A 16646-nucleotide genomic window follows, 5' to 3' on the forward strand; every position below is an offset into this window, starting at 1 on the left:
ACCGAAAACGCTCGGTAGCTTATTTCTCTTCATTTAAAATATCTATGACGTAATCGTACCCTGGATGAGTGAGTTTATATTGATGAAGGGGTCGTCCCGTCCGTTGGTAATCAACGTCGAACAGTAAAATGTCTGAATCGGTTAAGTACTGCAGGTATTTACGTAACGATACTCTTGAGATGCCGGTTGCATCAACCAAATCATTCGTTGAAAACCAGTCATTATGCTTGTTGATTTCCTTTAACACACGAAGATAGGTTTCTTTTGTAATCCCTTTTGGGAGGGGGAGGTCGGCTTTTGGAATCTCTTTATTTGAGTTCCCTTTCGTTAAAAATAACCGATCGACTTCCTCTTGTTGAATCGATTCTTTTTTCATATCAGTAAAGGTTTGCTTGTAGCGCAACAGTGCATCTTGGAAGCGATCAAATTCAAACGGTTTAATTAAATAATCAACCGCTCCAAAGCGCAAAGCAGTTTGAATCGAGCCGCGATCGTTTGCTGAGGAGACGACGATGACATCAACGGGATGATTGACGCGTCTTAACTCCATTAATAGGTCGAGTCCATTTTCATTCGTCATATAGACATCGAGTAATATTAGATCAATTGGTTCTTCTTTCAAGTACGTCCAGCCTTCGTCGATGCCTCTGGCGACACCGACAAGCTTAAACTCAGGAATGCGTTCAACAAAGATGGCGTTAAATTTCGCGACCATCGGATCATCTTCAATAATAAGTACTCGTATCATGGTTGGTATAGGGGATCCTTGCTTTAAAGGTCATCCCTTCTCCTTTCTCTGATTCAATCTCTAACTTACCGTTCGTGCGGTTTATCGCTTCTTGGATTAAATACATCCCGTAGCCACGGTCACCACTTTTGGTTGATTTCTTTTTTTGTAGCCATGTTTCTGGGTGGTCAGTTTCTAATCCTGGTCCATTATCCATAACGGTCCACTCTAGGTTGTTATCATCTGAGTAGGTGAGATCAATCTGAAGCTCTTGTTCGTCTTGGTCCTTTATCGCATCATAAGCATTATCGAGTGAGTTACCAATGACGGTGATCAAGGAATCCAGTACTTCTGGCTGCTTAATCGAAGGCCAAGGCATCTCGCCTGTTAAAACAATCTCAACTCCTTGTTCTTCAAGAAAACTCAGCTTATTTAAAAGATAGCCTGCAAGCACCGGGTCTTTGACATAGTCTGAGATCCAGCCGACATCCTTTTGGTAAAAATCGGAGATCGTGTTGATATAGGATTGAAGCTCATCGTACGATTCGGTGTACACCATTGCAGAAATGACATGAAGTTTATTCATAAACTCATGTGTGTGCCCACGCAGTGTTTCGGCATAGGTTTTAGCACCTGATAATTGCTCGAGCATAACAGTGAGCTCGGTTTTATCACGGAATGTTGCGAGTGCCCCAACAAGTTTACCAGCTGTTTTGACTGGTACATGGTTGATGACGATTTCCATTTGATTCAGCTTCTCCGGTTGATCGAGCTTCATTTCTTCATGAACGAGTACATCATGCAAGCGTGTGTTAGGCATAAAGGATGCGACATGTTGCCCGATTGGGTCTCCTCTTAGGCCGGCGCGATTAAACATGCTTAAAGCTGCTCGGTTTGCGACGACAATCTTTCCTGAATCATCAATCGCAATGACGCCTTCTCGAACAGAAGCGAGCATTGCTTCGCGTTCTTTTAACAGTTGTGAAATTTCTCTTGGCTCAAGCCCATTTAAGGCATTTTTTACTTTTTGCGCTAAAAGAAGGGCTCCGATCATGCCGACAACGAGGCCAAGGGCGAGTCCGTATAAAATATATTTCTGACTATCAAAGATCGTTGCGCGAATTTGACTGGTTAGAATGCCAGTTGATACGACTCCGATTTGTTCTTCGCCATCATAGACGGGAACGAACGCACGCATCGATTCGCCTAGTGTACCTTCTGCCACCGAGGTGTAAGATTCTCCTTCCAAAGCACGGTCTTGATCATCCCCAATAAAACGTTGTCCAATTAATTCTTCATTTGGGTGAGAGAGACGAATGCTATTCATATCCATGACGACGATATAGTGCACGTCGGTAAGGGCTTGAACTTCCTTTGTAAAGGCTTGCACTGAACCACTGTCGTCACCATTTCGGAGGCCGTTGATCACATCAGGTGTTTGTCCAATCGTGGCGGCGATCGTTTGCGCTTTTTCTTCTAACGTTCTCTCGGTCCGTTGAGCAGAGTCATAGCCAACGAGTAACCCCGTTAACAGAAGCGCACTAATGACAACAATTGAAACAAGTAGAATAATCAGAGTTTTTAATTGATAAGGTTTCTTCTTTTTTACATAATTAAACGATTTAGCCATAGTTCTTTCCTCATTCGTGTGTCTATTTCCTTCTACTATATCAAATGCAGCTATTTAATAGGAAAAGAGTTTTGAAGTCAGACCTGTCATGTCGCAAAAAGTGTAAGACTGTGGGACGGTGTCGACATCTTCTAGGCGGCGCGGTGGTAATTGCCTTGTAAGGGTAGATTTAACCTGTTAAAATTAGCATTAGTGAGATAATGCTTCACGTTCATAGAATTTGTGTATGAGCTGAATGAAGAGAGGGCGAATTCAATGCTAGGACTACTTAAGAAAGTTATCGGTGATCCAAGTCAGCGTCAAGTAAAGAAAAATGAGAAGATTGTAGATCAAATTGATGCGTTGGCCGATGATATGAAAAAGCTATCAGATGACGGTCTTCAAAAGAAAACAGCAGAATATAAAGAGCGTCTTGAAAAAGGCGAAACATTAGATGATTTATTACCAGAAGCCTTCGCTACGGTACGAGAGGCGTCTACTCGTGTGCTAGGGATGACTCCTTATCGCGTGCAGCTATTAGGTGGTATTGCCTTGCACCAAGGAAATATATCTGAAATGAAAACAGGGGAAGGTAAAACATTAGTTGGAACCCTACCTGTTTATTTAAATGCGTTAGCTGGCAAAGGTGTTCATGTGGTTACAGTCAATGAATACTTAGCTCGTCGTGACTGCGAAATGATGGGTGAGCTTTATCGTTTTCTTGGATTAACCGTTGGCTTAAATGAGTCAGGGTTAACAAAAGAAGAGAAAGCAGAGGCGTATCGTGCAGATATTACATACAGCACGAATAACGAGCTTGGCTTTGATTATCTTCGTGATAATATGGTTCTTTACAAAGAACAGATGGTGCAACGTCCACTGAATTTTGCTCTTGTCGATGAGGTCGATTCGATCTTGGTCGATGAAGCAAGAACACCATTAATCATTTCAGGTTCTGTTGAGCGTTCTACTCAACTTTATACACAAGCGAACTCGTTTATCCGTGTATTGAAAGCAGAAGAAGATTACACGTTCGACGAAAAAACAAAAGCCGTTCAATTAACAGAGGAAGGCGTTTCAAAAGCAGAGCGCGCCTTTGGAATTGAAAACTTATATGATCAGAAACATGTTCAATTAAATCACCATTTAAATCAATCATTAAAAGCACATGTCGTGATGCAGCGTGACGGCGATTATGTTGTAGAAGATGGCGAAGTAGTCATTGTTGACCAATTCACAGGTCGTTTAATGAAAGGTCGTCGCTATAGCGATGGTCTACACCAAGCCATCGAAGCAAAAGAAGGCATGCAGATTCAACGTGAGAGCATGACACTTGCTTCGATTACGTTCCAGAACTACTTCCGTATGTACCAAAAGCTTGCTGGTATGACCGGTACAGCAAAAACGGAAGAAGAAGAATTCCGCAATATTTACGGAATGGACGTTATGGTTATTCCAACAAATAAACCAATCGCGCGTGAGGATCGACCTGATCTTATTTATAAGACAATGGAAGCGAAGTTTAAAGCGGTTGTCACGGAAATTGAAGCTTTTCATAAAAAAGGACAACCAGTGCTTGTTGGTACAGTAAGTGTTGAGACATCAGAGCTAGTTTCAAAATTACTAAACAAACGTCGAGTTCCTCATCACGTACTAAATGCGAAAAATCATGAGCGTGAGGCTGATATTATTGAAGGAGCAGGTCAGCAAGGTGCGGTAACGATCGCAACAAACATGGCCGGCCGTGGGACGGATATCAAGCTAGGTGACGGTGTTCGTGAGCTTGGTGGCTTGCATGTACTTGGTACGGAGCGTCATGAGAGTCGTCGTATTGATAATCAGTTACGTGGTCGTGCTGGTCGTCAAGGAGATCCGGGTTCATCGCAATTCTATCTCTCAATGGAAGATGAATTAATGCGTCGCTTCGGTTCTGATAATATGCGCTCGATGATGGAACGTCTTGGAATGGAAGAAGACCAACCGATCGAGAGCCGTCTCGTTTCCCGTGCTGTTGAAACGGCACAAAAACGAGTGGAAGGAAACAACTTCGATGCTCGTAAACAAATTCTTCAATATGATGATGTTATGCGCGAGCAACGTGAGATCATTTACAAGCAACGTATGGAAGTGCTTGAGTCTGACAACTTACGTAAAATTGTTGAGACGATGATTAAAGATGTGATCGATCGTACGGTTCGCTTGCATACACCAGAAAGCGAAGTGCCAGAGGATTGGGATCTAATGGCAGTTGTCAACTACATGAATGCGAACCTTCTGCAAGAAGGCGAGCTTAATGAAAAGGATATTAAAGGCTTAGACCCTGAAGAAATGGTTGAAGTGATCACAGAGAAAGTGGTTGCTCGTTATAATGAAAAAGAAGAGCAGTTCACTCCAGAACATATGCGTGAGTTTGAGAAGGTTATTATGCTTCGTACCGTTGATCGCAAATGGATGAACCATATCGACCAAATGGATCAGCTGCGTCAAGGGATCCACCTTCGTGCGTATGGTCAAAATGATCCATTACGTGAATATCGTTTTGAAGGATTTGAAATGTTTGAAGCGATGATTGCTTCGATTGAAGAAGAAGTGTCGATGTACATCATGAAAGCGCAAGTCCAACAAAACCTTGAGCGTCAAAAGGTGGCAGAAGGAAAAGCGGTTCATCAAGATACATCAAAACAAGAGCCTAAAAAGAAAAAGCCAATCCGTAAAGGTGAAGTGATCGGACGTAATGATGCGTGCATTTGCGGAAGTGGTAAGAAATATAAAAACTGCTGCGGGGCGGCAAAATAATCGTTTCCTAGCATATGCTTGATCAAGGTGGAGTCCCGCAACCTGCGGGCTCCTTTAGCCTTTTTGTCCCAAAATATGGCAAGGTATTATTTAGATGAGGTGAGAAGATGGAATTAGTAGAAGTAAAGCAAGAACTAGCGTCAATGGTAAAACGATTAGAAGACTTTAGGGGGTCTCTTTGACTTAGAAGCCAAGCAAGAGCGTATGGCTGAGCTCGATGAATTTATGACGGACCCTGACTTTTGGAATGATCAAGAATCAGCTCAAACCGTTATTAACGAATCAAATGCCTTAAAAGAACAAGTCAACGTTTTCCTAGAGCTTGAAGAAGAGTATGAGAACCTTGAAGTCTCTTATGAGCTTGTAAAAGAAGAAGCGGATGAGGGTTTGGAGAAAGAACTTGAGGCAGGCGTAAAGGATTTAGCTACGCGTTTAAATGAGTTCGAACTCCAGCTTCTTTTAAGTGAGCCATATGACAAAAACAATGCCATACTTGAGTTGCATCCTGGTGCTGGTGGTACGGAATCCCAAGACTGGGCATCGATGCTTCTTCGTATGTATACGCGCTGGTCTGAACAACGCGGCTTTAAAGTCGAAACAATGGACTATTTAGCAGGCGATGAGGCAGGCGTGAAGAGCGTAACCCTTCTTATCAAAGGCCATAATGCGTATGGCTATTTGAAAGCGGAAAAAGGAGTACATCGCCTCGTTCGTATTTCACCATTTGACTCATCAGGTCGCAGACACACCTCATTCGTATCGTGTGAAGTGATGCCGGAGCTTGATGATACGGTGGACATCGACATTCGTACAGAGGATTTAAAAGTCGATACGTACCGAGCAAGTGGTGCGGGCGGGCAGCATATTAACACAACGGACTCTGCCATCCGTATTACACACTTACCGACAAATACGGTCGTAACATGCCAGAACGAACGTTCACAGATTAAAAACCGTGACTCAGCAATGAAAATGTTAAAGGCTAAATTGTATCAATTAGAGATCGAAAAGCAACAACAAGAGCTAGATGAGATTCGTGGCGAGCAAAAGGATATTGGCTGGGGAAGCCAAATCCGCTCCTATGTCTTCCACCCATATAGTCTCGTGAAAGACCACCGTACCAATTTTGAAATTGGGAACACAAATGGCGTCATGGACGGAGATTTAGACGGATTTATCAATGCCTACCTCCGTTCATCTTTGAAGATGTAAGTTGGAAAGACTGTTCTGTGGAACAGTCTTTTTTGATGTGGAGCTTGTGCGGAGCGTGGCGGCGAGAAGAGCGGGGCAGTGGTTTCGCACATATGAGACTTCAATTCGCTCATATGAAGGGAGCTCGCACATAAAAAGCCAAAGCCGCACATAAGAGCGACGAATGAGCTCATAAAAGAGGAATAGCGCCCATATCAGGCCTCAGCTCGCACATAAGGCGGGGGATATCGCACATACGGGGATATAGAGCGGAACATGAGCAGGAGCGGGGGCAGTGGTTTCGCACATATGAGACTTCAATTCGCTCATATGAAGGGAGCTCGCACATAAAAAGCCAAAGTCGCACATAAGAGCCACAATAGCGCTCATAAAAGGAGAATAGAGCCCATATCAGGCGCCAGCTCGCCCATAAGGCGGGGAATATCGCACATACGGGGATATAGAGCGGAATATGAGCAGGGGCAAGGGGATTTCGCCCATATCAGGCTTCAATTCGCTCATATAAAGGGAGCTCGCACATAAAAAGCCAATGCCGCACATAAGAGCCACAATAGCGCTCATGAAAGGAGAAAAGCGCCCATATCAAGTCTCAGCTCGCACATAAGCCAGGGAATATCGCACATATCGATATATGAGCGAACCCCCACTCAAGCCCTTTACCGCATTAGCACAACCGCATTTACAGCGTGGGTGTGTGGTGCTATACTACCGAAGGATTTAGGACATACTATGAAGAAAAGTGAGTGTGACAAGCATGGGGAAAACGAAGAGACGGCGTGAGCCACGCAGCCGTTTAATGCAAGGAATGATTGATTATACGTATATTTTAATTGGTTCAGCAATCGTGGCATTAGCATTTAATTTATTTTTACTTCCAAATAAAATTGCATCGGGTGGAGTCAGCGGGATTAGTACGATTTTGACCCATACGGTCGGTTTTGAGCCCGCCTACACATTATGGGCTTTCAATATTCCGTTATTTATCTTAGGTTTGTTTTTACTTGGGGGCTTTAAATATGGAGCGAAAACGTTAGTCGGGACAATCTTTTTGCCATTTGTCGTTTTCATTTCAAGAGATTGGTCAGTCGGCATTGAGGATCCTCTACTTGGGGCTTTGTTTGGTGGAATTGGTGTAGGGCTTGGTCTAGGCACTGTGTTCCGTGCAAATGCAAGCACGGGTGGAACTGATTTAGCGGCACAAATTTTTAATAAATATTCGGGTGTATCACTCGGGCTATGTGTGTTTGCAATAGATGGTCTGATTGTCGCGACGTCAGCCGTCGTTTTTGGTCTAGAATTAGCACTTTATGCCTTAATTGCATTATTTGTTACAGGAAAGACGATTGATTTAGTGCAAATGGGGGTAGGATATGCAAAGGTAGCTCTTATTATCTCTAATCATCAAGAGGAAGTTCGCCAAAGTATCTTAAAAGATGTCGATCGTGGCGTTACGAAGCTAAGTGGACAGGGTGGCTATACGGATGCTGAGCGTCCTGTGTTAATGTGTGTGGTTAACCAGCAGGAGGTCACAAAATTGAAACAAATTGTCCGAGCCGTTGATCCAAAAGCATTTGTCATTGTTACGAACGCAACTGAGGTGCTAGGAGAAGGATTCAAACGAGCGTAAGGGATAATAAATGCTATAATAAGTAGATGGGAATATCCCCATAACTATCCAATTGAAAAGGAGGAATACATCATGAAAAAATTTCTACTAGCACTTGGTTTAGTCGTTGCTCTTACAGCATGTGGCGGCGGTGACGAGGCAGCTCCACCAGTTGATGAAGAATCTCCAGCAGTGGATGAAGCTCCTGAGAGTGAAGAAGGAGCTACAGATGAGGATGCAACAGCAGGTGACTACGACGCTGAATCAGCTCGCGCTACATACGAGCAAAGCTGTATCGCATGTCACGGTGGCGATCTTGGAGGTGCGTCTGGTCCAGCTCTAGAAGGAACTGGCCTATCAGCAGCTGATATTGAAGACATCATTCATAATGGACAAGGCTCAATGCCTGCTCAAAACTTAGAAGATGATGATGCGGCTAACCTTGCTGCTTGGCTTTCAGAGCAATAAAATGATAAGATCTATTCTCTCATGAGAGTAGATCTTTTTTTTTTTTGAGAAAACGAGACCTATTTCTCATTTTTTTTTACAATCACTCGATCTATTGAAATGAAAATGTAACATAAATGAACATGCACAAGTTTTAAATAATGGTATAATGGGTAAGCAAACCGACAGATTAGGTGAGCATTCTACAAAAAATACAGACTTCATAAGGTCGTATTAAGTTGCTTATGAAAGCAGCGTTCGTAGGAATCATGAAGGTTAATAGACACCATGAGAGACTGAACGCAAGGAAGTGATAGTGTTGATCGAAATGAAAGATGTTTGGAAGATGTATCCAAACAATGTTCATGCCATTAATGGAATTAATATAAAAATTGAAAAAGGTGAATTCGTTTATGTTGTAGGACCCAGCGGTGCTGGTAAGTCTACATTCATTAAAATGATGTACCGAGAAGAACGTCCAACAAAAGGCGATATTCTTATTGATGAGACGAATCTTTCGAAGATAAAAGAAAGACATATTCCTCTTTTACGTCGTAGAATCGGGGTTGTTTTCCAAGACTTTAAGCTTCTTTCGAGTTTAACAGTCTATGAAAACGTCGCATTCGCCCTAGAAGTTATCGAGGAGAATCCTGCTGTTATTAAGCGGAAAGTAATGGATGTTCTTGATATCGTTCGTCTTAAAAATAAAGCAAGGGCCCTGCCGGATGAGTTATCTGGTGGTGAGCAGCAGCGTGTAGCGATTGCTCGTGCGATTGTCAACCGTCCAGATGTGATGATTGCAGATGAGCCTACAGGGAATCTTGATCCTGATACAGCATGGGAGATCATGGATATTTTAGAAGATATTAATCAGCGCGGTACGACTGTGGTGATGGCAACTCACAACAAAGACATTGTAAACACGCTCAAAAGACGAGTGATTGCGATTGAAAGTGGACGAGTCGTACGTGATCAGGCAAGGGGGGACTACGGTTATGAAATTTAGAACCCTCGGACGTCATGTAAAAGAAGGAACGAAGAACCTCGGTCGAAACGGCTGGATGACATTTGCATCGATTAGTGCCGTTACCGTTATGTTGTTTGTTGTAGGGGCTTTCTTACTCTTAATCTTAAATGCTAATAGTTTTGCTGATAGCGTGGAAGATGATGTTGAGATCAGAGCCTATATTGAGCTTACCGCAACACCTGAACAGCAAGAAGAATTAAAAGAAGAAATAGAGGCCACCGCAAATGTTGAAGGTGTGACTTTTTTAAGTAAAGATGAAGGACTTGATCAGTTAATTGATAGTTTAAATGATGCAGGTGGAGCGTTCGAATCGATTCGTGAAGAGAATCCACTAAATGACGCGTTCGTCGTCAGAGCAACAAGCCCTCAATTAACAGAATCAGTAGCAAGTGAGGTTGAAGAGTTACCTTATGTCGAATCCGTCAACTATGGACAAGGATTTGTTGAGCGACTGTTCGCCTTTACAGAATTAGCTCGCACAATCGGGATTATTCTTATTGTTGGGATGATGTTTACGGCAATGTTCTTAATTGCCAACACGATTAAAATTACTATTATTGCTAGAAAACGAGAAATTCAAATTATGAAACTCGTAGGGGCAACAAATGGTTTCATTCGCTGGCCATTCTTTGTAGAAGGAATGTTACTTGGAATCGTTGGTTCCTTAATACCGATCCTTGCTTTAGGATTTGGATATTCCTACCTCTACTCAAGATTTGGACAACAGTTTGAAACATTATTCTTTTCGTTGTTACCGCCATTCCCATACTTGTGGCAAATTGCTGCGCTCCTAATTGGAATTGGAGCCTTTATTGGTGTGTGGGGAAGCGTGATGTCAGTACGTAAATTCTTAAAAGTTTAGTAGAATATGAATGTAGAAGAAATGGTAGCAGCGAAGGCTGCTACCTTACATATGAGGGGGAGCAAGGTGGAATGAGGAGAAGAATCGGATTAGTCGCAGCAGCTGCAATACTTACGTTTAGTTCATTTGGATTGAATGCTACATCTGATGTAGCTCATGCTAACAGTGATCTTGAAAATCAGATCTCTGATGTTCAACGTGAGCAACAACAAAACTCAGAAAAAGCAAACCAAACAGAAGCAGAAATCGCTGAAATTGAAAGTGAATTAGCAGAGGTTAATGCTGAAATGCAAGAGATTGATGAAAAGATGTCAGAAACGAATCAAAAGCTACGCGAAAAGCGTGCAGAGATTGAAGAGACTCGTGAGCATATTGAAAAACTGCAAGAAGAGATTGTGATTTTAGAAGAGCGTATCGCTGAACGTGATGAACTATTAAAGGATCGCGCTCGTTCTATGTACCAATCAGGTGGTTCAATTGATTATCTTGAAGTGATTCTTGGTTCAAAAGATTTTGGTGATTTTCTTGATCGTATTAGTGCATTGACGGTTATTGCTCAACAAGACCGCAGTATTTTAGAAGCACATATGGAAGATCACTTAGCTCTTGAAGATGCGAAAGAGCAAGTGGAAGAAGAGCTTGCTAATTTAGAGCAACAGTTAATCGAGCTTGAAGAGCTAAGTGCGCAACTAGAAGAACAACGACAAGAAAAAGACCGTCTTCTTGGTCAACTTGAACAAAAAGAAGGCGAGCTTCATACGGATCTAGGAAACTTAGATAATGAAAATGAAATCTTAAAACAACAAGAAGCAGCACTACAGCAGCAACTTGCTGAATATGAAGCAGAGCAAGAACGTAAGCGTCAAGAAGAAGAGAAACGCAAGCAAGAGGAAGCCGCAGCAGCTGAAGCAGCTAAAAAAGCAGCAGCAGCAGAAGCCCAACAAACAACATCTAGAAGTTCAGATTCAAGCTCTAGCTCGAACTCTAGTTCAAACTCAAACTCATCAAATTCAAGTTCAAATGCCAGCAGCAACACTCAACATAGTGCACCTGCTGTAACGAACTCAGGATTTATGCGTCCGGCAACGGGTACCATTACCTCAACTTACGGACCTCGTGCAACATTTGGTGGTCGTATGCACCACGGTATTGATATTGGTAAAAATGGTCGTACGGGTGATGTTCCGATTGTTGCAGTAGCAGACGGACAAGTTGTTCAGTCTTACTATTCTTCAAGTTATGGAAACACAGTATTAATCTCACATATGGTTAATGGTAAGCAAATTACTACATTGTATGCACACTTAGAGAACCGTGAAGTAAGTGCAGGTCAAAGTGTGTCAAAAGGTCAACGCCTAGGTATGATGGGTAACACTGGCCGTTCATTCGGACCACATTTACACTTTGAAGTACATGAAGGTGGCTGGAACGGAGCGAAATCAAACTCTGTTGACCCTATGAAATATATTCCACGTTAAGAATGTCGTTAAACACCAAAAGCACAACTTGTAAACTTACAAGTTGTGCTTTTTTGTGTGTATTGCCACTATTAACAACTTGGAGCTGTCTCAATTAAACGTTTGTTTAAACTGTTGTTCATATAGTGTGTCAATTGATCTGACATAAACGAAGATTTGCCGCCCTAGGTTCGATAGAATGAAACTGATGTATATATGGTTGAGAAAAATAGAGGTTTTTTTCATATTGCTAAATAAAATAGGGGAATTCAGGATCGGGAGGGTTTCAATAATGAGAAAGCAACGGTTAGTGGTGATTGGTAATGGGATGGCAGGGATCAATTGTGTTCAAGAAATCTTGAATCATCAGCCTGATGCATTTGAGATAATAGTTTTTGGAAGTGAGCCCCATTATAATTACAACCGCATTCTCTTATCTACGGTTTTACAAGGTTCAACGAAGGTAGAGGATATTACACTAAACGATCGGTCTTGGTATGAGGATAAAAACATTAAATTGTATACAGGTGAGACAGTCACATATATAGATCCAGATAACAAGCTTCTGCGTACGGATCAAGATAGAGAGGTATCTTATGATAAAGCCATTATAGCGACAGGATCACATCCATTTGTTTTACCCATACTAGGAAATGATAAAAGAGGAGTTATTAATTTTCGGACGATAGAAGATTGCAAGAATATCATCGACATGTCTAAGCACCATAAAAAAGCAGTCGTCATTGGTGGTGGATTATTAGGGTTAGAAGCAGCAAGAGGATTACTCCATTTAGGAATGGAAGTCGATGTTGTTCATCTTTCTAAACATATTATGGACAGACAATTGGATCCAACAGCTTCAATCATGCTACAGCGGGAGCTTGAGAGTCAAGGCGTGAACTTTCTGCTAGAAAAAGCATCAGCTGAAATAATCGGTGGGGATTCTGTTGAAGGCTTACGTTTTAAAGACGGAACAGAAGTAGAAGCTGAAGCAATCATCATGGCAGTTGGAGTAAGGCCCAATATTAACCTGATGAAGGGAAATAGGATTGAAACGAATCGTGCCATTGTTGTTAATGATTACCTCCAAACAAATGTACCTGATATCTACGCGGTTGGCGAGTGTGCTGAGCATAGAGGGGTTGTTTATGGTCTTGTAAAGCCCTTATATGAACAAGGCAGAGAATTAGCGAAGCATATTTGTGGTATCGATTCGCAAGGTTATCAAGGTTCTACTTTATCGACTCAGTTAAAAATTTCGGGAGTGGATGTATTTTCTGTAGGAGATTTCGTTGGAGATGAAACAACAAAAACCATTACTCATTACGACGAACAGGCAAACATTTATAAGAAACTTGTTTTAAAAGATGACAAAATTCTAGGGGCAGTCCTATACGGGGACACAAAAGTCGGCAATCGTTTAGTTGATATGATCAACAAACAAAAAGTAATGACGGATGAGGAGAAAATGCTGCTATTGCAAACGAGTGATCGCAATAGTTGGCAGGTATCTTCTATGGAACATACAGAGCTCATTTGTAATTGCAATGGCGTCACGAAAGGTACAATCTTGGAGTCATGCCAACTTAATAATATAACCACAGTAGAAGAAATTAAGAGCTGTACAAAAGCTTCAAGTGCTTGTGGTGGTTGTAAGCCACTTGTTACTGAGCTACTAACGTACATCCAAAGTGAGGGCTTCGATGAGGTTATTGAAAAAGTAACCTTATGTTCATGTACAACCTTAACAGATGAAGAGTTAGTTAATGAACTGCAAATTCGTCAGCTCAGATCAGTCGATGAGGTTATGAGAGAGCTTGGTTGGTTAACGGAAGGTGGATGTTCAACATGTCTTTCGGCCATTCAATACTATTTAGGAATGATCTACCCTGAATATGAAAAAGAACAACCATCTTTATTTATTAATGAACGTATGAATGCGACGATGCAAAGTGATGGATCTTTCTCGATTACACCACAAATGTATGGAGGGTTAACGAGTGCTGAAGAATTACGTAAAATTGCAGATGCCATCGAGCAATATAACATTCCGCAAGTAGCCATAACGAGTGAACAAAGACTAACTTTAATGGGAATAGCCCAGAAGGATCTTGAAGCCATTTGGAAAAAAATTGATTTGCCGTTAAGCAGCACGTATGGAAATACGGTTCAAAATATAAAGACTTGCATTGGTGAGACAATTTGTACATGCGATAAACATAAAGCCCTTCAATTGGCCGTGAAAATTGAGAAAACAACCGATTATGTAGTAACTCCCTACCGTTTGAAAATGGGTATATCTGCTTGTCTACATAATGGAGCAGGTTCAACAACCAAGGATGTTGGTGTCATTCAAACCGATCGAGGCTGGGAAATGTATGTGGGGGGCAGTAGTGGTCGCAATGTGAGATCTGGACAGCTGTTGTGCGTGGCTGATACTAATAAAAAATTGTACGAGATGGTCATTGGTTTCATTCAATATTATCGTGAAACGGCTAAGTACGGCGAACGCTCATGGGAATGGATTGATCGAGTGAGTCTAGTTCATATAAGAGAGGTTTTATTTGATGATGATTTACGAAAACAATTATCGGAAAATTTAGAATTAGAAATGAAACAACGTAAAAAGATTGTGGCAGAACTGATTTAAAAGCGTTAGTAAAGAGTGCTTTTCTCTAAAATTGTTGGTAAAGGATGGTATTCATGACCGAGATGTTATTGCGCTATTTCCGTAAGAAGCAAAAAGAAACTCAAACTGAAAAGATCTATGATACCCAATGCCCTTTTTGCAGCATGCAATGTAAGATGCAGCTGATTGAGCAATCAACAGTCACTAGAAAAAGATATCAGACTATAGCGAAGGACAATCCGACCTCTGAAGGGCGAATATGTATAAAAGGACTTCATGCACACCAGCATGCGATCCATGGTGATCGGATTAAACACCCTCTCTTAAAAGTGAATGGTGAATTTCAAAAGATTTCTTGGGAGGAAGCTATACAACTCATAAAAGAAAAATTCACTGAAATCCAAAGTTTGCATGGTAATGATACTCTTTCTGTTTATGGCAGTGCCACGATTACAAATGAAGAAGCCTATTTATTAGGAAAGTTTGCCCGTGTAGCGCTTAAAACAAGATACATTGATTACAATGGTCGCTTATGCATGTCATCAGCTGCATCAGCTGCAACTCAAACATTTGGGATGGATCGTGGATTTACCAATAGTATTCAAGAAATTCCTCAGACAAGATGTATGATCTTAGCAGGAACCAATATAGCAGAATGCCAGCCAACTATTATGCCTTATTTTGAGCGAGCAAAAGAGAATGGTTGCTTTATTATAGCGATTGATCCAAGGGAAACAGCAACGACAAAACTAGCAGACTTACACTTGAAAGTGAAGCCAGGCATGGATGCAGCTTTAGCAAATGGATTATTAAAGGTGATTATCGAGGAAGAATTAATCGATCAGTCTTTTTTAGAAAGAAGAGTGGATGGTTTTTCTGAAGTTAAAGAGTATATAGCCTCAATAGACTTAGAGGAAATCGCAGAGTTAACAGGTGTTCCGAGTGAAAAAATAGTAAAAGCTGCGACGGTCTTTGGCAAAGAAGAATCCGGAATGATCTTTACAGCAAGGGGAGTGGAGCAACAAACGGATGGTTCTATAGCTGTTCGGAATTTCTTGAATATTCTTTTAGCCACAGGGAAAATTGGGAAGCCGTTCTCAGGGTTCGGGGCCGTAACAGGTCAAGGAAATGGTCAAGGAGCAAGAGAACACGGGCAAAAAGCAGATCAATTGCCAGGCTATCGTTCCATCGAAAATCAAGAGCATAGGAGATATATTGCCGATGTATGGGGGATTGGTAAAGAGGATTTACCTCATAAGGGTGTGTCTGCTTTTGAAATGATTGAAAAGATGGATGAAGGTGAGATAAAAGGGTTATTTCTGATGTGCTCGAACCCAGTTGTCTCAAATCCAAGTGCAGCATTCGTCAAGCAAGCGCTAAAAAAATTAGATTTCTTTGTAGCAGTCGATCTATTTGTTTCAGAAACAGCTCGTTTAGCTGATTTGATTTTACCAGCTACCTCTTATCTAGAAACGCCTGGTACGATGACAAATGTCGAAGGCCGAGTGACATTACGAGAGGCGAGCTTTCCCTTATGGGGTGAGGCGAAGCATGACTGGAAAATTCTATGTGAGGTTGCTAAAGCCCTTGGAAAAGGAGACTATTTTTCATTTGATTCTCCAGAAGAAATCTTTGAAGAATTAAGAGAGGCAACTCGTGGAGGGTTAGCTGATTATTCAGGGATCACGTATGATCGTCTAAGGCAAGAGGAAGGTATACTATGGCCATGTCCAGATGAAGATCACCCTGGTACGATTCGTCTATTTGAACATCAATTTGCCCATCTTAATGGCAAGGCAAAGATGATAGCTGTCTCAAATAAACCAGAGGTAGAAAAAGAAAAACCAACCGAGGACTTTCCATTATATTTAACAACAGGGAGGGTCATGTCTCACTATCTTACGGGTGTACAAACACGTAAGAGCCCAACACTTGCTGCAAGAGAGTTCGAATCCTATATGGAAATCCACCCAGCAACAGCAGAAAAATATCAAATCAAAGATCAGACCTTAGTCAAAATTGAATCAGAACGGGGAAGCATTGTTGTAAGAAGTAAGCGTTCTGAGGCGATACGAAAGGATACAGTATTTGTCCCATTCCACTGGGCTGATAGCCAAAATGTTAATCAACTTATCTCAAAAAAGCTCGATCCAACCTGTAAAATGCCCGGATTCAAGGTGAGTGCTGTCAAAATAAGTCCTGTAGAATAGCATCATTGCTAGAGGCTGGGACAAAAGTGATTTAACTTATGGAAATCCGAGCGTTAAAGGTGCG

General features: G+C 41.7%; 11 protein-coding genes. 9 read left to right on the forward strand and 2 right to left on the reverse strand.

What is annotated here, in order from left to right; translation table 11 throughout:
• Positions 1 to 19: 19 nt before the first annotated feature.
• Together AB3N04_RS13675 and dcuS are read right to left on the reverse strand one after the other, a co-directional pair.
• The gene (locus tag AB3N04_RS13675) at positions 20 to 748 is read right to left on the reverse strand and encodes a response regulator (RefSeq protein WP_368503293.1); all 729 of its coding nucleotides are present in this window, start codon (positions 746 to 748) and stop codon (positions 20 to 22) included.
• Positions 726 to 2357 carry a DcuS/MalK family sensor histidine kinase gene (gene dcuS, locus AB3N04_RS13680; protein WP_368503294.1) on the reverse strand — a complete coding sequence of 544 codons (1632 nt, stop codon included), beginning with the start codon at positions 2355 to 2357 and terminating at the stop codon, positions 726 to 728. The genes AB3N04_RS13675 and dcuS overlap by 23 nt, the downstream gene beginning before the upstream one ends.
• Before the next feature lie 255 nt (positions 2358 to 2612).
• Here dcuS and secA point away from each other — a divergent pair, with 255 nt between their 5' ends.
• The 9 genes from secA to AB3N04_RS13725 all read left to right on the forward strand — a co-directional run bounded on the left by secA (position 2613) and on the right by AB3N04_RS13725 (position 16582).
• A complete protein-coding gene (secA, locus tag AB3N04_RS13685; RefSeq protein ID WP_368503295.1) occupies positions 2613 to 5132 on the forward strand; it encodes a preprotein translocase subunit SecA in 2520 nt (839 codons plus the stop codon).
• Positions 5133 to 5239: 107 nt separating this feature from the next.
• Positions 5240 to 6344, forward strand: a protein-coding gene (gene prfB / locus AB3N04_RS13690; RefSeq protein WP_368503296.1) for a peptide chain release factor 2 whose coding sequence is annotated in 2 segments (ribosomal slippage) — positions 5240 to 5311 and positions 5313 to 6344 — 1104 coding nt in all. Because the reading frame shifts where the segments join, the coding sequence is not laid out codon by codon here.
• Positions 6345 to 7098: 754 nt separating this feature from the next.
• Complete coding sequence (locus tag AB3N04_RS13695) at positions 7099 to 7971, forward strand: YitT family protein (RefSeq protein WP_368503297.1); 873 nt, start codon at positions 7099 to 7101, stop codon at positions 7969 to 7971.
• A gap of 72 nt (positions 7972 to 8043) precedes the next feature.
• Entirely contained in the window at positions 8044 to 8418 is a 375-nt protein-coding gene (locus tag AB3N04_RS13700) for a cytochrome c (RefSeq protein ID WP_368503298.1), read from the forward strand.
• Between the two features lie 298 nt (positions 8419 to 8716).
• Positions 8717 to 9403, forward strand: coding sequence for a cell division ATP-binding protein FtsE (ftsE, locus tag AB3N04_RS13705; protein ID WP_047973558.1), 687 nt, complete (start codon positions 8717 to 8719; stop codon positions 9401 to 9403).
• Positions 9393 to 10286: a permease-like cell division protein FtsX gene (gene ftsX / locus AB3N04_RS13710; RefSeq protein WP_047973559.1), complete on the forward strand. Its 894-nt coding sequence runs from the start codon at positions 9393 to 9395 to the stop codon at positions 10284 to 10286. The genes ftsE and ftsX overlap by 11 nt, the downstream gene beginning before the upstream one ends.
• 71 nt (positions 10287 to 10357) lie before the next feature.
• Positions 10358 to 11764 carry a murein hydrolase activator EnvC gene (locus AB3N04_RS13715; RefSeq protein WP_368503299.1) on the forward strand — a complete coding sequence of 469 codons (1407 nt, stop codon included), beginning with the start codon at positions 10358 to 10360 and terminating at the stop codon, positions 11762 to 11764.
• Positions 11765 to 12035: 271 nt separating this feature from the next.
• Positions 12036 to 14393: a nitrite reductase large subunit NirB gene (nirB, locus tag AB3N04_RS13720; protein ID WP_368503300.1), complete on the forward strand. Its 2358-nt coding sequence runs from the start codon at positions 12036 to 12038 to the stop codon at positions 14391 to 14393.
• A 53-nt stretch (positions 14394 to 14446) separates the two neighbouring features.
• On the forward strand, positions 14447 to 16582 hold the full coding sequence (locus AB3N04_RS13725) for a molybdopterin oxidoreductase family protein (protein WP_368503301.1): 2136 nt from the start codon (positions 14447 to 14449) through the stop codon (positions 16580 to 16582).
• Positions 16583 to 16646 lie beyond the last annotated feature (64 nt).

This window comes from Alkalihalophilus sp. As8PL, assembly GCF_040939795.1.
Taxonomy (GTDB): domain Bacteria; phylum Bacillota; class Bacilli; order Bacillales; family Bacillaceae_D; genus Alkalihalophilus; species Alkalihalophilus lindianensis.

What these genes read in the sequence shown, in the direction of transcription:
- AB3N04_RS13675 (WP_368503293.1), bottom strand. Translation starts at nt 748, where the DNA reads ATGATACGAGTACTTATTATTGAAGATGATCCGATGGTCGCGAAATTT.
- dcuS (WP_368503294.1), bottom strand. Translation starts at nt 2,357, where the DNA reads ATGGCTAAATCGTTTAATTATGTAAAAAAGAAGAAACCTTATCAATTA.
- secA (WP_368503295.1), top strand. Translation starts at nt 2,613, where the DNA reads ATGCTAGGACTACTTAAGAAAGTTATCGGTGATCCAAGTCAGCGTCAA.
- AB3N04_RS13695 (WP_368503297.1), top strand. Translation starts at nt 7,099, where the DNA reads ATGGGGAAAACGAAGAGACGGCGTGAGCCACGCAGCCGTTTAATGCAA.
- AB3N04_RS13700 (WP_368503298.1), top strand. Translation starts at nt 8,044, where the DNA reads ATGAAAAAATTTCTACTAGCACTTGGTTTAGTCGTTGCTCTTACAGCA.
- ftsX (WP_047973559.1), top strand. Translation starts at nt 9,393, where the DNA reads ATGAAATTTAGAACCCTCGGACGTCATGTAAAAGAAGGAACGAAGAAC.
- AB3N04_RS13715 (WP_368503299.1), top strand. Translation starts at nt 10,358, where the DNA reads ATGAGGAGAAGAATCGGATTAGTCGCAGCAGCTGCAATACTTACGTTT.
- nirB (WP_368503300.1), top strand. Translation starts at nt 12,036, where the DNA reads ATGAGAAAGCAACGGTTAGTGGTGATTGGTAATGGGATGGCAGGGATC.
- AB3N04_RS13725 (WP_368503301.1), top strand. Translation starts at nt 14,447, where the DNA reads ATGACCGAGATGTTATTGCGCTATTTCCGTAAGAAGCAAAAAGAAACT.